The sequence below is a fragment of the Microbulbifer aestuariivivens genome, from assembly GCF_039545115.1.
Lineage (GTDB): Bacteria > Pseudomonadota > Gammaproteobacteria > Pseudomonadales > Cellvibrionaceae > Microbulbifer > Microbulbifer aestuariivivens.
In genome coordinates this window covers 90,365-107,490 of record NZ_BAABRT010000009.1, presented here as the reverse complement: position 1 = coordinate 107,490, position 17,126 = coordinate 90,365, and the positions used below count along the sequence as shown (strand labels likewise).

Below are 17,126 nucleotides of genomic sequence, written 5' to 3'. Positions count from 1 at the left end.
CCGTCGCTGCAGGCACAAGACTTGCGCCCTGATCTATCCAGTGTGAACAGAGATCGCCAACAACAATCGCTTCGGTCAGATTGCATAAAGCAAATAAGCCGGGGCGAAGGTATTTTAGACATGGCCTGTTTACAGAACCCGGACACGGATCAGTCCCACTATCTGCTGGCTCATCACACCATCGGCCGGCGCCAGGGCGCTGCCGACACGCGCATTGCCAGCGCGGAAATCTCCGGTATCCACGCCGCTATCCAGTGGACCGGCACGCACTGGAATATTCGCGACCTGAGCCGCAATGGCACCTGGCTCAATGGGCAGCAGCTGGTTCCGGCGCGCAATTACCCGTTGCAGCTCGGCGACAAGCTCAGCTTCGGACGCGCCAGCAACCCTGCCTGGAGCGTGGAAAATCTCGACCCGCCCGCCAACCTGCTGATTGACCTCCGCTCCGGCAAAGCCTGCAAGCTGGAGCAGTACAACCTGCTGCCAAACGAAGAGGAGCCTGTTGCCAGCCTGCATTTCAATCCGGCTAGCGGCCAGTGGCTGTTTGAACTGAGCGGGCACAACGGCGCCGCAGAAAACACCACCGTGGTCAAGCACGGACAGCGGCTCGACTGCGGCCCCCACAGCTGGCAGCTGTTTCTCGCCAATAATGAAAAGGCCACCAGCGAGGTGGCGCTGAACCAGCTTTCTATCGCCGACTTCCGCCTGCGCTTCTCGGTCAGTCACCACGAGGAGCATGTGCAGCTGCGAATCGCCCACGGTGAGATCGATATCGACCTGGCCGCACGCAGCCACAACTGCCTGCTGGTGTATCTGGCCAGGGCGCGTATCCGCGATATGGCAAGGGGCGCCGATGCGGACACCCAGGGCTGGGTACCGATCCAGGTCGCCACCCGCGAGCTGGGTATCACCGTCAACCATCTGAATACGCAAATCTTCCGCGCCCGCAAACAGATTGGCGAGGCGCTGCCGGATGCCGTAGACATTTCCAATTTGCTGGAGCGGCGCTCCTGGGAGATACGGCTGGGCTGCAGGGAACTGGAGATCTATAAGGGCACCAGCCTGGAAGCGAGCACAAGCGCAACCACAGAAGCGATAGAAGCCACAGAAGCCAGCGCCTGAAGGCGAACTGATCCGGAGGTGATGAGGCCGGACCAGAACTTGTGAACATCATGGCCAGGGATGACAAAGAGCAGCACAGGGTCCACTCAGCCATACCATGACGTCAGAGCAGCAACCGTTTTACATCGGCCGCTATAAGGTCACCGCCCGGCTCGGCGCCGGCGGCATGGGTGTGGTGTATCTCGCCACCGACGAGCACCTCGCCCGGCAGGTGGCCATCAAGTGCCTGCGGGAAAACCCCACCAGCAGCAATGCCTCACAGCGTATCCGCCAGGAAGCGCAGCTGCTCGCGCAGCTCAACCACCCCAATATTGTTCAGATCTACGACGTCGTCGAACACGGCGACGATCTCGCGTTAGTGATGGAGTATGTGCACGGCAGCACCCTCGGCCAGTGGCAGCGCGAGTGCAGCCCCACCATCCGCCAGTGCCTGGCGCTGTTAAAACAGATCTGTCACGGCCTTTCCCGCGCCCACGGTGCCGGCATCATCCATCGGGACCTGAAAGCCGACAATATCCTGGTAGATGAAAACAGCACCGTCAAAATTACCGATTTCGGTATCGCCAAGCACTGGCGTCAGCACAGCGACCTTACTCGCGAGCAACACATCGCCGGCAGCTGGAGCGCCATGTCGCCGGAACAGGCTCTCGGCAAACCCCTGGATAACCGCTGCGACATCTTCGCCGTGGGGGTTCTCGCCTTCCGCCTGCTGTGCGGGCAGAACCCGTTTGGAGATCACGACAGCCCCTTTGTAATTACTGACCGCATCGTCAATAGCCAGCACCCGCCCGCACAAAAGTTAAACCCGGACCTGCCCCCGGCACTCAGCCAGCTGATCGACCGGCTGCTGGCAAAGGCCCCGCACAAACGCCCACTGAGCGCCAGCGCCGTGGCCGAGGAGCTGGGCGGCATAATGCAGCAGCTGGCCGGCGACACTGGCGAGCGCAGCGTCAGTCAGACCACAAGCCTCACATCCACCATCACCGCCGAAACCTTCCATCGGCGCCAGCGGCGCTTTGGCAGCTCGCGCTCGTGGCACATCGGCAGTGGCATCGCGGGAATCACCGGGGCAGTGCTCGCCGGAGCCCTGTTATGGAATTCGTCGCAGCCAGAGCGCAGCGGCGAGTACATTGCCATCATCACCCCCGATGAAACTAATGTTTCCACTCCCGCGAGCAGGCAGCTGGGCAACAATGTGTTGAGCGCACTGAAACAGGATCTCGCCAACCGTGCAGGCCTGCTACTGGTGCCCTATTCCGAGTCCCAGCAGCTCGCCGGCAAGCCGCTGCGGGAACAGGCCGAGGCGCTCAACGCCGACCTGCTGCTGCACCCGTCGCTGACCTGCTCCGCCGCCCAGTGCGAAACCGCGCTGGAACTGATTGATGCCGACAATATGGCGGTCATCGCCAGCCGCAGCACCGCGCTGGCTGTGGATGAAAGTACCGAGAGTCGCGCGCGCATACTGCAACAGGTGAACAAGCTGCTGCAGCCCTACGAACCCCGCTCAAGCACCGCGACCTTTGCGCTCAGCGACGTGGATTACAAGCGCTACCTGCGCATCTTCGACCGGCGCGATGATGACGCCCACACCTCGCAACACCTCGATGAACTGGAGGCGCTGCAGCAGCACTCGCCTGCCTTCACACCGCTGTACCGTCTGTTCGCCGAGCTGTCTATCGATCAGCGTTACAACAGTCGCGACCTGGCCGCCACCGAGCGACTGGAAAAATTTATTGAGCGCGCCCCGCCACAAATTATCGAACACCCGGATGTACTCAGCGCTCGCCTGCGCCTCGCCGTCAACCGCGAAGACCGGGCGCAGGCCGAGGAGCTGCTGAAGCGGCTCAAACTCATACTCCCCGACCGGGCCAACTACCACTACCTCAAAGCCTCCTCACATCAGCACCTGGGGGATTATGACGAGGCTCTGGCGAGTGCCGATCGCGCCCTGGCTCTGCGCCACAGTTATAGCCACATGGTACAGAAGGCCATGGCGCTCAGCGCCAGCGGCCAGATGGACGCGGCCAGGCCACTGCTTCTGCAGGCGCTGACCATGAGCGAAAGCAACATCGACGCCCTGTCGCTGCTGGCAGCCAACGCACTCGACGCCGGCCACCCACAGGAGGCCCTGCAGCTGCTGGGCAGTATCGATCCCGACAGGCTCGGCTCCATGGACCTCTACAACCTGTGTCTGGCACATTACATAGAACGCCAGTTCCAACAGGCAGACCAGTGCTTTGCCAGCCTGTCGCAAAGGTCTCCAGGCGACGCAGAGAGCCTGCTCTACCGCGCGGAAATCGCCAGCGTACAAAGGAGGCCAGAGCTTGCCAGGGAGTTTGCCCGGCAGGCGCTGGCAACGGTAGCCGAGCGCAGCGACTGGGAGGGGCTGCTGATGCAGGCCCGCGCCCATGCCGTGCTGGGCGAGTCGGCACGGGCGATCGAAAAGCTGATCCGTATCGGGCGCGATGCACCTGACGATATCTATGTCAATTTTGCCCGAGCACAGGTCTATCTCACCACCGGCGACCTCTTTTCCGCCAAGGCGCACCTGCGCAAAACGCTGGACCTGGGACTGTCACCCATCTGGTTCGAGACCTCACCGTTCACACCAGTGTGCGAGCTGCAACCCTTCGCCGATCTCCGCCGGGACTACCCCAAACTGTGCGGTAACCTCCGAGCAGAAATTCAGGCAGCGGGTAGGGGTGAGGGCTGAGAGGCCAATCGGCGCGGCCAGCTTGCAGCACCTGCGTAGAATTAGTCGCCACTGGGCAAAACCGTTAAACTGGAACCAGCCCGCGTAAAGGGCAACGTGCGCACCCGAAGTCGTGCTGGTGAAAAGAATAAACCGCCATGGAAATTGCCGAAGAAAAACAACTACAGCTCGGCCGCTACCGAATCGAGCGCACTCTCGGCGCCGGTGGCATGGGCGTCGTCTATCTGGCCCACGACACCAAACTGCAGCGGCCGGTGGCCATCAAGAAGCTGCGTGACGACACCACCAGCACCAACGCCCGGGCGCGCATCCAGTCGGAGGCGCATCTCCTGGCCCGCCTGAATCATGCCAATATCGTACAGCTCTACGACGTACTTGAAGAGCGCGACGGCATCGCCCTGGTGATGGAGTATGTCGGCGGCAGCACGCTCAAAGTCTGGATGCGCGAAGCCAGCCCCAGCCTGCACGACAAACTCAGCCTGCTTATTCAGCTCTGCCATGGCCTCAACGAGGCGCATTCACTGGGCATCATTCACCGCGACCTGAAACCCGACAATATTCTCATCGCCCCCGCTGGTCCCTATGGCTTTACCGCAAAGATTACCGACTTCGGCATCGCCAAGTCCCTGCAGGAAGACGAGGGTATCACCCGTGAGGATCACGTGGCCGGCACCGTCGAGGTCATGTCACCGGAGCAGCTGCAGGGCCAGCTGCTGTGCCCGCGCAGCGACCTGTTCAGTCTCGGCACCATCGCCTACGAGCTGCTGTGTGGGTGCCGCCCATTCGATAACAGCAAGCGGGGCGAAACCGGCCCCATAGCCCTGGCCCAGCGGGTCATACACTCCCCTCACACGCCTCCGCAACAGGCCAATCCCGACCTGCCGGCCCCACTCGCAGCCCTGCTGGACCATTTACTGGCCAAAGATCCCAGGCAGCGCCCGGAGTCCGCCGCGCAGGTTGCGGAGGCGCTGGAGTTTTTACGCACCGAAGGCTCCAGCACCACTACCGGCGTCCATTCAGAAACCGCCACCCGCCTGCTGCGCACCCCCCCCAACCGGCGCAGGCGTTTGCTGGCCACACTGACCGGGCTGGCCATACTTGGCAGTGCAGGCTATCTGGGCTGGGAGAGGATCAGCGCACCGGAACTTATGACCGTGGCCGTACTGCCACCTCCCACCTCAGACACGGTACTGACCCGGAAAATATCAACGGCGATCGATGAGACGCTGAGAGAGGACATTCTTCACCGGCAAGGGCTGCAACTGATTCCCAAAACGGAAATCTCAAAAACGAACTTCAAGAACACCAGAGAGTTCGCCAGCGCACTGCAGCCGGATATTATTTTGGCCAGCCACGTAGAATGTAATGACATTCAATGTTCGGCACACTTGGAAAAAATCTCCCCTGACAGCCTTGCAGTCACAAGCGCCAAAACCATCAAAATTCCAGCCACAGACCTACTGCACTCATCGGATCTGGTTGCCGCAAATATTGATCACCTGCTTCCTGAGCACCAAAGGCAACAAAATTATAAACAGCACGCCAGCTTTGCGAATGAACAGGACCTGGAGGCTTTTTTAGCGCTGAGTAAGGAAGTTATCCAGGATAACCAAGTCAGCGCAACCACACTGACAACGCTTGAGGGGATGATGCAGCGCAACCCCGCGCACCTACAGCCTTTCCGCCTCTATGCAGAATCCGCGAAACAGCTTTACTCCAGCAGTAGAGACAATCAATACATAGAAAGGCTCGAAAATGTTTTGGAGCGGCTGACGGAGTTACAGCCTGAAAATATCGTTACGGATGAACTCTGGCTGGAGCACGCCCTACTGACCAACAATTTTACTGCGGCCAGAGATACGCTCGACACCCTCAAGAAAAAAGGCTTGGCAGAAGAGCGGGCATTATATCTGGAAGCGCGCCTGCTATACGGTTCAGGAAAATATGAAGATTGCCTGGCAGTCATTAATAAAAGCCTATCCATCCAGGAAAGCTATCTCTCCTTTTTTCAGCAGGGTCTGTGCCACTTTCAGCTCGGCGCCACAGAGAAGGCTACTAACGCCTGGAAGGACAGCCTGGCCTATTCTCCCAATAATCTGACGACTCATTCCATGCTGGCGGCCACAGCTCTGGAGAAAGGCGACCTGGAGACCTCCATTGGCTCCTATCAATTACTGGCTTCAGAGCGCAAAAACCCCGACGAACTGGGCAATCTGGCCACAGCTCAACTCCTGAAAGGGGACTTCTCCAGCGCCAGCGCGACCATTGAGGAAGCGCTGAGCCTGGCACCTGAGAACCCATTCAACCAGGCCAATCTGGCGGAAATACTGGAAGCGCTTGGAAACAAAAATAAAGCAGGGGAGGTTTACAGAACCATCACGGAATTGACAGCGGACGCCAAGTCCTGGCCGGTCCTCTGCATAAAATCCCTCGCCAACGCAAAAATTGGCAACAAGGAAGGGGCCATCATAGCGCTCGAGGAGGCCAAACTCCTGACCGAAGACAACATCTGGCTGAACTATTACGCCGCGCAAACCTATACCGTAATTGGCGATACCATTTCTGCCAAAGTGTACATAGACAAAGCGCTAAAAAAAGGCATGCATCCTGCCTGGTTCAAAACCCCCACTTTCCAGAAAGCATGCGTGCAAAATTCAGCGTTAGCCAAGGCTTCAATCTGTAGTAGCTAGTGAGCACATATAGCAGCAAAAAAGGCCCTGAAACTGATCTAATGAAGCAGCTTACAGGGCCAATTCAGGGCCAATTGGGCGATCCAGATTAACGGACCCAGTCAGTGAACGCAGTAACTCCAGCGAACCGACGCAATAAATTGCCTATCGGTTCAGCGAGGCTTGACCTGAATAAACGGGTCGGCAGAAGCTATTGTATTGCCATCTGAATCCTCAGCCAGCCACTTAAAGCCAAAGCCATTGTCTTGTTGGCGGTTGGCTTTCAGGACGATTTCAAGAAACTGCGCACTGCGGCTTCCAACCTGGCACTTCTGGATGGCACCGAGGCCATCATTGATTTCGTCATAAGTCTCGATGCCGTCGATATTGCCAGGAAGCTTTTTAAACCCCAGCTCGGAATTCACGATCTCCACAATAAGTGTCGCCTTGCCGGACTTAGCGCTCCCCCCTGATACCACTCCCTCAAAGCTGATTGAAATTGGATCCACTTCCTGACCGCTGGAGTCTTTCAAAATCCAGTGCTGGTCGGCGCCAGTCGGCTCGAGGGTAAAGTTTACCGTGACATTTCCTTTGGACGGAACGACCACACTGTTCTTGGCTACTTTGGTTGCTTCAGTCATATTTCACTCCATCAACTCTTTTTCAAGATGTTTTCTATCTTTTATTGTTCACCCTGAAACCACGCAGGATATTGATTCTCTTCATTACCAGCGTCAGTAGACGCCGATGGAAGCTCGCACTTGCTAACGCAATGCCAGTTTGACCGGAACCCCACTTCCCGCGCCTAAAAAAAAGGCAGTCAGAAACCTGACTGCCGGCCGTAAAAGATGGTTCCAGCCATCGACGGTTACAACAACACTATCAAGAGCGAATTGGAGCTTCCTTGCCCCGCCAGGCCCTTATCCATAACACCGGCAGCTCGGGCTCTGTGATTGCCGGTCCGGCCTGACTATCCAGCTTGCACTGAATTCATGTTCCTTTACCGAGCTTGGCACTCGGCGCACGGGACCGTGATCCCACGGAAAGCACTGAAGGTTGGAGAGTGGCATCCTGCCGAGGCTGCGTCGTCAGCCCCCGACACAACCCGCTCTCAATCCTCGTCAAGCACTGTACGGATAGAGCCATTACAGATCGATTACACGCCATTACACCCCATTACACGCCATCGAGCGGGCCTGTTTCAGCCAGGGCAAGCACAGCTGACAAATTAAGTGCCCCTATCGAGAGGGCTATTGTGGTGGGCTATTGACGAGGGCTCCACATGGAGAACACCCTATATAGAGGGGCAGCTGTAGCTAGAAGGACAGCGGTAGCGCCAACAGCCAAGCATTGTGGTAAGTGCTCACTTGTTCACGCCAGCCCCCGGGACACACACCGGGACATCCCCTGGAGCATACTGTCGAAAGCTGCTTTGATTGTGCCGACTATCCCGGCCCACAGACCGGCCAGCAGGCCGACCCGCAAATCAGCCAGCACGCCGAAATGGAATAAAGTAGCACCCAACGCGGCATAGAATCTCCACACCCTACTCGCTCTCCCACACCACCGCAGGAAAACCGCCCTCCCTCGACCAGCTTGCAAGTGCGAGCACTCCCGCCGCCATACGCAGCTCGCGGGTCGGAGCATCGAATTCAGAAAAAACTGCGCTAGGATTTCCGCCTGATGGCCTCAGGGAGAAACTTGTTGCCCCAGTCCTTATCCCGTAAGATCAAAGCCTTTCTGCCCATAATTTACACAAAGCTAATGCCCACACTTTGCGCGCGCCTGATGGTTCTGTTGTTATGTAGTATTCCCTGCTTCGCGCTGGCGCAGAGCTACGAGCAGCTCTACAGAGATTATCGTGGGGCCCTGTATCAGATCCGCCTCATCGAGAAGTCCTCCAACTCCAAAGCCGGCCTCGGCTCCGGTTTCCAGATTTCCCCCGGCGGTCTTGTTGCGACCAACTACCATGTTGTTGCCGAGGCGGTGAGCGACCCGGACAAATACCGCCTGGAATATCTCTCCGTCGATGGCGCTGAAGGCGCGCTGAGCCTTCTGGATATCGATGTCGTCAACGATTTGGCCATCCTGCGTATGGACACGCCCGGCAGTCAGCACCTGCAACTGACGGAAGAAACCCCGAGCAAAGGCGAGACTATTTTTGCCCTGGGCAACCCACTGGATCTGGGCATGACCCTGATCCCCGGCACCTATAACGGCATCGCCAGTGGCAGTTTTTATGACCGTATCCATTTCGCCGGCTCCATTAACCCCGGCATGAGCGGCGGCCCGGTCATCAACGCGAGCGGCAAGGTGGTAGGTATCAATGTGGCCACTGCCGGCAATCAGGTGAGCTTCCTGGTACCGGTGGAAAAGCTGGCAAAACTGCGCCAGCACCTCGGTAGCGAGGACAAAGCCAAAGATCTGCAGCAGGTGACTAGCGAGCAGCTGCTGCAGAACCAGAGGGAAATCATCAGCGAGGTACTCAATGCGGAGTGGAAACTGCGCCCGCTGGGAGATGCCGAAGTGGTAGGCGAAATCGTGCCCGCTATACAGTGCTGGGGAAACACCCAGGAAGATGATGACAACCCGGTAACCCGCATCGACAAGGGCTGTACCGGTCAGGATGTCATCTACCTGTCAGAAAGCTTCAATACCGGCCGAATCGAGTATGAATTTTTCTGGCTGGAGGCAAAAGAAGACCTGCTGCCAACCCGCTTTTACAACTATTACGAACAGCAGATGAACCGCTTCGCGCCGGGCAATGACGCCGGCGAGGATGATGTCACCGCGTTCAAGTGCCGCCAGTCCTTTACCGAGCAGCCGCGCCCAGCCGGTGAGAACGGCGAACAGAACGACCCCATCATCGCCCGCACCAGTTACTGTGTTCGCCGCTATAAACAGTTTCCGGACCTCTACGATATTTTTTATCTGAGTCTCAGTGTCGACAAAGAGGACCGCGCTTTGGTAAGCCACTTCACCCTGTCGGGTTTCACCAAAGAGTCCGCCGCCGCATTCTCTGAGAAGTTCACGAGCGAGATCCAATGGCACTGATTATCGAAGAGCTGAACCGCGCCCGGCGGGTGCAAGCCCGCTACCGCATGGAGGGAGAGCGCTTCACCATCGGACGTGGTTACGACAATGACGCCATTCTGGAGGACGCCCACGCCGATGCCCACCATGCGGAGATACTGTGCGCCGAGGATGGCGGCTTTCTGCTGCGGGACATGAATTCGCTGAACGGCACTCAACTGGTCCGCAACCTGCGGGACAGCAGCATCGAGGGCGGCCAAGTGCGCGAGCGCCGCATTGTCTCCGGCGACGAAATCCAACTGGGCCGCAGCCACTTCCGCCTCGTGGACAGCGCAGCGCCAATGGAAGCCGCAGTGCCACTGCACTCCCTGGAGCACCTGTTCTCGCGACTGGCCAGCCCGACCAAGGCTGTGACCCTACTGGTTCTGGCGGGCCTGCTGACCCTGCTGACCGCCTACCTGAACACCGCCGAGGAATTTCGCTGGACCGGCGCTATCAACATCTTCTTTGGCAGTATTATCGGCCTGTTGATTTATGCCGGTGCCTGGTCACTGATCGGCCGGGTGGTGCACCACGAGTCGATGTTCTTTACTCAACTGACCATTGCCGCCCTCGGTGCGCTGATTTTTGCCGGCTGGGAGTGGTTCAGCACCCTGCTGGATTACAATTTCGCCATGGGCAATCTGGTGGAGATGATCAGTGTGGCCATCCTCGCCGTTTTACTGCCGGCCATGCTGTGGTCCGCCATCTATCTGGCGACGAATATCACCCCCAGATGGCGCCTCGCGGCAGCGATGATCCTGCCGTGGGGGTTCCTCGGCCTGACATTGATGGAGCAGATCGGCAATATGGCGCAGTTTGACGGCATCCCCCAGATCAGCACCGAACTCAAACACAAAGACATGCTTCTGCGCGCGCCGGTGCCATTGGATGAATTTGTGTCCCAAACCCAGGCCCTGTTCGACATTCCTATCGAACAGGAGGAGTCCGCCATTGAGGCGAAGGATGTGACCACCCCCGCACCGGACGCTGACAAGGCCACAAACCCGCACAAAGACCATACTGCCGGCAGTCGAGAGGAGGCAGCCTAGTGACCAACCCGTTCTGGAGTCCCGCCCTGGCGGACCTGCAGCCATATGTGCCCGGTGAACAGCCCCGCGGGCGCAAGCTGATCAAGCTCAATACCAACGAAAACCCCTACCCGCCCTCCCGCAAGGCCATGGCCACACTCGCCGACCCGGCGCTGCCAGAGGCCCTGCGGCGCTACCCCGACCCGGAGTCCGCGGAGCTGTGCGCGGCCATCGCCGCCCACTGCGGGGTAAAAGCGGAGCAGGTGTTCGTCGGCAATGGTTCCGATGAGGTGCTGGCCCACGCTTTTTACAGCTTCTTCCGCCGCGATGAGCCACTGCTGCTCCCGGATATTACCTACAGCTTTTATCCGGTTTACTGCAACCTGTATGGCATCGAGTACGGCACACCGGCACTGCGGGACGATTTCACCGTGGATGTGGAAGACTATAAGGGCCCCGCAGCCGGCGTAATCCTGCCCAACCCCAATGCGCCCACTGGCCGCATTCTGGCGCTGGACGAAATCGAGCGCCTGCTGCAGCTGCACCCGGCGCGGGTGGTGGTGATTGACGAAGCCTATATTGATTTCGGCGGCGACAGCGCGGCTTCGCTGATCGACCAGTACCCGAACCTGCTGGTGATCCGCACCCTGTCCAAGTCCCACGCCCTCGCCGGCCTTCGCCTGGGCTATGCGCTGGGTCAGGCACACCTGATCGAGGGCCTGCAGCGCACCAAAAATTCCTTTAACTCCTACCCCATCGACAGCGTGGCCCAGCAGCTGGGGGCGGTGGCCATTGGCGACGAGGACTGGCTGGAAGAAACCAGCGGCAAAGTGGTCGCCACCCGCAGCAGGGTTGCCGAGGCATTGCATGAGCTGGATTTCGCCGTGGTTCCATCCATGGCCAACTTCGTTCTGGCACGCCCTCGCGGCATGGCTGCGGAGACGGTTTACAACGCCTTGCGGGAGCGCGGGATACTGGTGCGCTACTTCAACAAACCGCGCATCAGTGAATACCTGCGTATCTCCATCGGAACCGATGATGAGATGGATGCCCTGCTTGCGGCACTGCGGGAAATTCTGCGAGCGACGGATACTTCTCCGCACAGCTGAGGTCTATTTTTATTCTTACGATGCTGGCGCAAACTCCTATTGCGCCAGCTCCTCCAGCCATACTCAGGGAATTGTTTCGGCCAGATGGTTTTAAATCGCCAATCCCTTTTGATCGTCCCGCTCGCCGCACTGTTGGCTTTCTCGCTGACTCTGCCCGCCACAGCCCAGCAGCCGCCAAACCCATGGGCGGAGATTGATCGCCCGTCCTCACAACCATCCGCCAGCATCGGCAGCTATACCAATGGCTGCCTCGCCGGGGCCGAGGCGATGACGTTGCGCGGTAAGGGTTTCCAGCTAATGCGCACCGGCCGCAACCGCCACTTCGCCCACCCGGACACCATTCGCTTCCTGAAGGATTTTTCCCGTCGAGTGGCCCGCAATCAGCTGGGCCGGCTGCAGATTGGTGATATGTCCATGCCGCGTGGCGGCCCCTTCACCTTCGGCCACCGCAGCCACCAGATGGGGCTGGATATCGACATCTGGTACAGCCAGGATTGGCGTGCACAGCAGCGCCCCCTGACCAGCTGGGAGCGAGACAACATCTCGGCGGTTCCGCTGGCCGACGAGCAGGAACACCGGCTGCTGGAGGAAAACTGGGATACGCGCATTCCCAAGATCCTGCGTATCGCCTCCGAGGACGAACGGGTAGCGCGCATCTTTGTCCACCCCACCATCAAGCGCAAAATGTGCGCGCTGGCCGGGGACGATAAGGAATGGCTGCGCAAGGTACGCCCCTGGTGGGGCCACAATTACCATTTCCATGTGCGCCTCGCCTGCCCGGGTGACGACGCCAACTGCAAACCCCAACGGCCGCCCAGCGGCGATCCCTGCGGTGCGGACCTGGACTGGTGGTTTAGCGATGAGTTTTACGCCATGCTAAGAGGTGAAGCGCCGACACCGGAGCGGCCCAAACCCAGGCCGCTGCCGCAGCAGTGCCAACAGGTGCTGACTGCCCCCTGATCCACGGGGGCCGAGTCCGTCTAAGCTGGAGCTTGCCGGGCGGGCCTTGGCAACAGGGTCGATAAGCAGAACACCTGGCGACTATCTGCTGCCTGCAACCGATGAGCGGATGCCTGGCCTGAGAGCATGGCCAAAAATAAAAGGGAACTCCATGAGCCAACCAACACCAACCCCGATACAGGCCCTGCTGATCTGTGGCGGTGGCGGCAGTGAGCACGACGTGTCGCTGCGCACGGCAGACTTTATCGAGGAGCAACTCCAGAATGTCAGCGATATCGCCCTGACCCGTGTGGTGATGGATGCCAGTGGCCGCCTCAGCGATCGCAATGGCGGCGTGCACTACCTGAGCCAACAGCGCCAGCTGGTAGCGGAAGATGGCAGCACCCGCGATGTGCACTACGTGGTCCCCGCAATCCATGGCTATCCGGGGGAGACCGGCGACCTGCAAAGCCAGCTGGAATTATTCGGCATCCCCTACTTCGGCTGCGGCCCAGAGGCCAGCAAGCTCTGCTTCAACAAGGTCACCACCAAACTCTGGCTGACCGCACTGGGTATCGACAACACACCCTACCAGTTCCTGTTCAGCAACAGCGAAGAGGAAATCGCCAAGGCCACCATGGCCCTGCGGCAATGGGGAGCGGTATTCGTAAAGGCCTCCAACCAGGGCTCGTCCGTGGGCTGCTTCAGGGTGACGAATGAGGAGCAGATGGCCGAAGCACTCACGCAGGCGTTTGCCCTGTCTCCCTATGTGCTGGTGGAAAAGTCCCTCAAAGTGCGCGAGCTGGAAGTGGCCGCCTATCGCTATGCAGGCGAACTGGTCATCACTCCACCCGGGGAAGTCTGCGCGCCGGAGGATACTTTTTACAGTTACGAGGAAAAGTACGCGGAGGCCAGCCGCGCGAGAACCTTCGTTGAAGCACAGGGCCTGAGTCAGGCACAGCTGGCCTGGATTCACGAGGCATCAAAACGGGCGTTTGCCGGCTTGCAGCTGAAGGACCTGTCGCGTATCGACTTCTTCCTCACCGACGATGGCAATATCTACCTGAACGAGGTGAACACCTTCCCCGGCATGACGCCGATCTCCATGTTTCCGAAGATGCTCGCCCATGCCGGGCACAACTTCAGCGAGTACCTTTCGAGCCTGATCCGCCAGGCGATCGCCTGAGCCATCCATGCTGAAGGGATATTCCACCAGTATGCCGAAGCGGAAGCTGCCCGAAGTCCCGCCCCTTGCCGGGTTAATGGCAAAGCCCGGCTGCGCTCTGCCAGTTGAGACACGCCAGCCGCAGGCTGGCCAGCTGCAACCGCTGGCTTCTTATGCCTGCTGCGAGCATGAGCACTATTCCCAGGCTATTGCTAGGCAATACCCACGCCATGCCAGACCCGGGGAGAGATAAGCTTTCAAGGGAAATAAAGCTAGGTCTTATCGGCGCTGGCTGATTGACTGCTGGCCGATGACACGGAAGCACCAGCGCCGAGTAGCCAACCAAACCGCAGAGAATAGGAAAAGATGGGAAGGGTCGCCATTGCGGATACCGGCGGCCGCATACTCCTGAGCAGCAGTAATGACAGGGTTCGCCCGCATACGCACTTACACACTCGCATGCCCCGCGCTGGTCGGCGGTACTGTTGTCACTGGCAAAAAGTCAGCGCCAAAACGCAAAACACCCCCCGGGCAATCCCGCCCGGGGGGTGTTTCACTCAATCTCACAGGATAGCGCTCAATTCCTTTGAGCTTTGCGGTTCGTTCTCTAGAGTTCGTCCACTAGATCCAGCGCCGCGGCATACATCCCTGTTACTTCTTACGTCCACTCTCGTCCGTACTTCTGCCTCGCTGCTTCCATGCTGCGCTGCGATGATTGCCGAACTGCTTCCGTGCTTATCGGCATGCTTGCCTTCGTGCATCCCTGCCGATGGCCTTGCCTGGCTGCTGGCTTCCTTGCCTGCTGCATCCTTGCCATTTAATTATTACCAACGAGCGGAAAGCTGCCAGAGGCAAAAGGCTGAAATTGGAGTGAGATATATCGTACAGGCAGAAGACATTGACCCGGTCACTCAGCTCTCATAACAAAGAACCGCGAGCCGTTTTATCGATACACGTTTTGAAGTGCGGCAGTGGAAGTATCCGCAAAGAACTGAAGCACAGGCTTGAATGACGAATGGACGACGGCAGAACGGAACAAAGAAAAAGGAAGACAGGGGTGCCTGAAAGAACTGAAGGCCTAAATGTGAAACACCGCCCAGGCAATCCGGCCCGGACGGTGCGTCTCACAGGATGGTGCTCAGATCCGTTGAGCGGCGGCACAATCCATTTATTCCCTTGCCGCAGTTTTGCAGTCCCTTAAGCGTCCTTGCACTCTCATTATGGACAGAGCAGCAAAATTTGGTAGTGGAAATCGACTGATTTTCTTGTGCGATATATCGCACAAGGTGCAGACATATCGCACAACGGCATGGAGGTATACAGGCAGGGAAGCGACGCGGCGACACCGCATATGATACAAAAGGCGTCGACGGACAACAGCTTTTACTATAGGCACAATTATTATCGGATCAACCTCTATCGTGAATAAATTGTTGAAATACACGCTCATTTTTATCGTCTTAGTCATCTTTGCGGCATCCTCTATCGTATTGCTGACCCCTGGAGTCAATGTGCCGTGGCAACAGATAACCGGCACCGCGGATACCGACGAAGAAACAGTTAAACGCCAGCTCTCGGTGACGCAAGGCTTCGGCGTGACCCTGTTTGCGGATGACGTGCCCAACGCCCGCTGGCTAGCCGTCACCCACAACGGCGATGTCCTGGTTTCGCAACCCCGGCAAGGCCAGGTCAGCCTGTTGCAGAAAGATGCCAATGGCGATGGTCGCGCCGATGGTCAGCGGGTGCTGATCGATGGCCTGCGCCGCCCCCACGGCCTTCTGCTGCACGAAGACTGGCTGTATATCGCCGAAAGCGATGCTATCGGCCGGGTGCCCTTCGATCATTCCGATGGCCGCCTGGCCGGAAGTTACCAGCGCATCATTGAAGGGCTCGACGATAGCGGCAATCACTGGACCAAAACCATCGGCCTGGGCCCAGACGGTTGGATCTACCTGAGCAGCGGCTCCAGCTGCAATGTCTGCGAAGAGGAAAACCCGCGGCGCGCCACCATCATGCGCTTCAAGCCAGAAGGCGGCGAGCCGGAAATCTTTGCCTCGGGGCTGCGCAACAGTGTCGGTTTTGACTGGTCGCCAGTGGACGGAGCCCTCTACGCCACCGACAACGGCCGCGATTGGCTGGGCGACGGTTTCCCCCCCGACGAACTCAACCAGGTGCGCCAGGGCGGCTTTTACGGCTGGCCCTACGCAAACGGAAACCTTGTTGCCGACCCGGACTTCGGCGTCGGCGCCGGCCCGGAGACCCAAAAGAAGATCGCGGAGTCCATTGCGCCGGCACACGGTTTCCAGGCCCACAACGCCCCGCTCGGCATCCACTTCCTCGAGAGCCCCTCGCAACCGGCCTCCCATCGGCATGCCGCACTGGTGGCGCTGCATGGCAGCTGGAACCGGGAACAAAAAGATGGCTACAAGGTGGTATCCCTACACTGGGACGACAAAGGCAATATCCGCGAACGGGATTTTTTATGGGGTTTTCTCGGCGAGGACCGGGAAACGGTTTACGGCAGGCCGGTGGCCTTTACCGAGGACACCAGTGGCAACATCTATATCTCCGATGATTACGCCGGCGCTGTCTATCGCGTGCGTTACGGGGAGCCAGACGGCAGCGGCCCCCTTCCCGGCCCAGACAGCCGTTCGGAACTCCAGGCCCTACCGAAACCGCAGTCCATCGACAGCGGCGCCGCACAGCGCGGCGAGGCAATCTACCAGCGCTTTGGCTGTGCCGGCTGCCATGGGGTTCAGTTACCACTCACAAACCTCGCCAGTAAATACTCACTTCAGCAGCTGGCGAACTATTTCGACACCCCCACCCCGCCCATGCCAACCTATGATTTCAGTGCCGCGCAAAAGCGCGCCCTGGCCCATTACCTGATGTCGCTGGAGCAGGATGCCGAGAAGACCGCACCCCTCAATTGACCACCTGTGCGCCAGCCGCTAAGGTTGCGCGCACGATCAAGACCGGCCCCCGGGACATCCACTCCCGGGCCCGGCGCCAGAGCAGAAACAGGCGGACCCCAAATGGCGGCAAAGAAGAAAGCGGCAACCTTCGAGCAGGCGCTCGAGGAACTGGAACAGCTGGTGGAGCGTCTCGAAGCGGGCGACCTACCCCTTGAGGAAGCGCTGGCGGACTTCGAGCGCGGGGTAAAGCTGACTCGGGAATGCCAGCAGAAACTGGCCAGCGCCGAACAGAAGGTCAAGGTGCTGATGGAACAGAACGGCACAATACAGGAAGCGCCATTCGAAAGCGGCGACAACAGCCAAACCGAGCAGGATCTCTGAGGCGTGACTC

At 58.9% G+C, this 17,126-nt stretch carries 11 protein-coding genes; 10 read left to right on the top strand and 1 reads right to left on the bottom strand.

Annotated elements, in window-relative coordinates; all coding sequences use genetic code 11:
- Window positions 1-120 precede the first annotated feature (120 nt).
- The 3 genes from ABEA58_RS07265 (at window position 121) to ABEA58_RS07255 (ending at window position 6,525) form a co-directional block, all read left to right on the top strand.
- Complete coding sequence (locus ABEA58_RS07265) at window positions 121-1,122, top strand: FHA domain-containing protein (RefSeq protein ID WP_345550173.1); 1,002 nt, start codon at window positions 121-123, stop codon at window positions 1,120-1,122.
- Between the two features lie 97 nt (window positions 1,123-1,219).
- On the top strand, window positions 1,220-3,835 hold the full coding sequence (locus ABEA58_RS07260; RefSeq protein ID WP_345550171.1) for a protein kinase domain-containing protein: 2,616 nt from the start codon (window positions 1,220-1,222) through the stop codon (window positions 3,833-3,835).
- Between the two features lie 137 nt (window positions 3,836-3,972).
- Window positions 3,973-6,525, top strand: coding sequence for a protein kinase domain-containing protein (locus tag ABEA58_RS07255; RefSeq protein ID WP_345550169.1), 2,553 nt, complete (start codon window positions 3,973-3,975; stop codon window positions 6,523-6,525).
- Window positions 6,526-6,677: 152 nt separating this feature from the next.
- Here the strand turns inward: ABEA58_RS07255 and ABEA58_RS07250 are convergent, their stop codons facing one another.
- Window positions 6,678-7,145, bottom strand: coding sequence for a hypothetical protein (locus ABEA58_RS07250; protein WP_345550167.1), 468 nt, complete (start codon window positions 7,143-7,145; stop codon window positions 6,678-6,680).
- Window positions 7,146-8,268: 1,123 nt separating this feature from the next.
- Between ABEA58_RS07250 and ABEA58_RS07245 the strand changes: the two genes are divergently transcribed.
- The 7 genes from ABEA58_RS07245 to xseB all read left to right on the top strand — a co-directional run bounded on the left by ABEA58_RS07245 (window position 8,269) and on the right by xseB (window position 17,116).
- Window positions 8,269-9,558, top strand: coding sequence for a S1C family serine protease (locus tag ABEA58_RS07245; RefSeq protein WP_345550165.1), 1,290 nt, complete (start codon window positions 8,269-8,271; stop codon window positions 9,556-9,558).
- Complete coding sequence (locus ABEA58_RS07240; protein ID WP_345550163.1) at window positions 9,549-10,628, top strand: FHA domain-containing protein; 1,080 nt, start codon at window positions 9,549-9,551, stop codon at window positions 10,626-10,628. The genes ABEA58_RS07245 and ABEA58_RS07240 overlap by 10 nt, the downstream gene beginning before the upstream one ends.
- The gene (gene hisC / locus ABEA58_RS07235) at window positions 10,628-11,716 is read left to right on the top strand and encodes a histidinol-phosphate transaminase (RefSeq protein ID WP_345550161.1); all 1,089 of its coding nucleotides are present in this window, start codon (window positions 10,628-10,630) and stop codon (window positions 11,714-11,716) included. The genes ABEA58_RS07240 and hisC overlap by 1 nt, the downstream gene beginning before the upstream one ends.
- Window positions 11,717-11,800: 84 nt before the next feature.
- On the top strand, window positions 11,801-12,676 hold the full coding sequence (gene mepA, locus ABEA58_RS07230; protein WP_345550159.1) for a penicillin-insensitive murein endopeptidase: 876 nt from the start codon (window positions 11,801-11,803) through the stop codon (window positions 12,674-12,676).
- Window positions 12,677-12,827: 151 nt separating this feature from the next.
- A complete protein-coding gene (locus ABEA58_RS07225; RefSeq protein ID WP_345550157.1) occupies window positions 12,828-13,841 on the top strand; it encodes a D-alanine--D-alanine ligase in 1,014 nt (337 codons plus the stop codon).
- A gap of 1,412 nt (window positions 13,842-15,253) precedes the next feature.
- Window positions 15,254-16,753, top strand: a complete 1,500-nt coding sequence (locus ABEA58_RS07220; RefSeq protein WP_345550156.1) for a DUF7133 domain-containing protein — start codon at window positions 15,254-15,256, stop codon at window positions 16,751-16,753.
- A gap of 102 nt (window positions 16,754-16,855) precedes the next feature.
- Complete coding sequence (gene xseB, locus ABEA58_RS07215) at window positions 16,856-17,116, top strand: exodeoxyribonuclease VII small subunit (RefSeq protein ID WP_345550154.1); 261 nt, start codon at window positions 16,856-16,858, stop codon at window positions 17,114-17,116.
- Window positions 17,117-17,126: the final 10 nt, after the last annotated feature.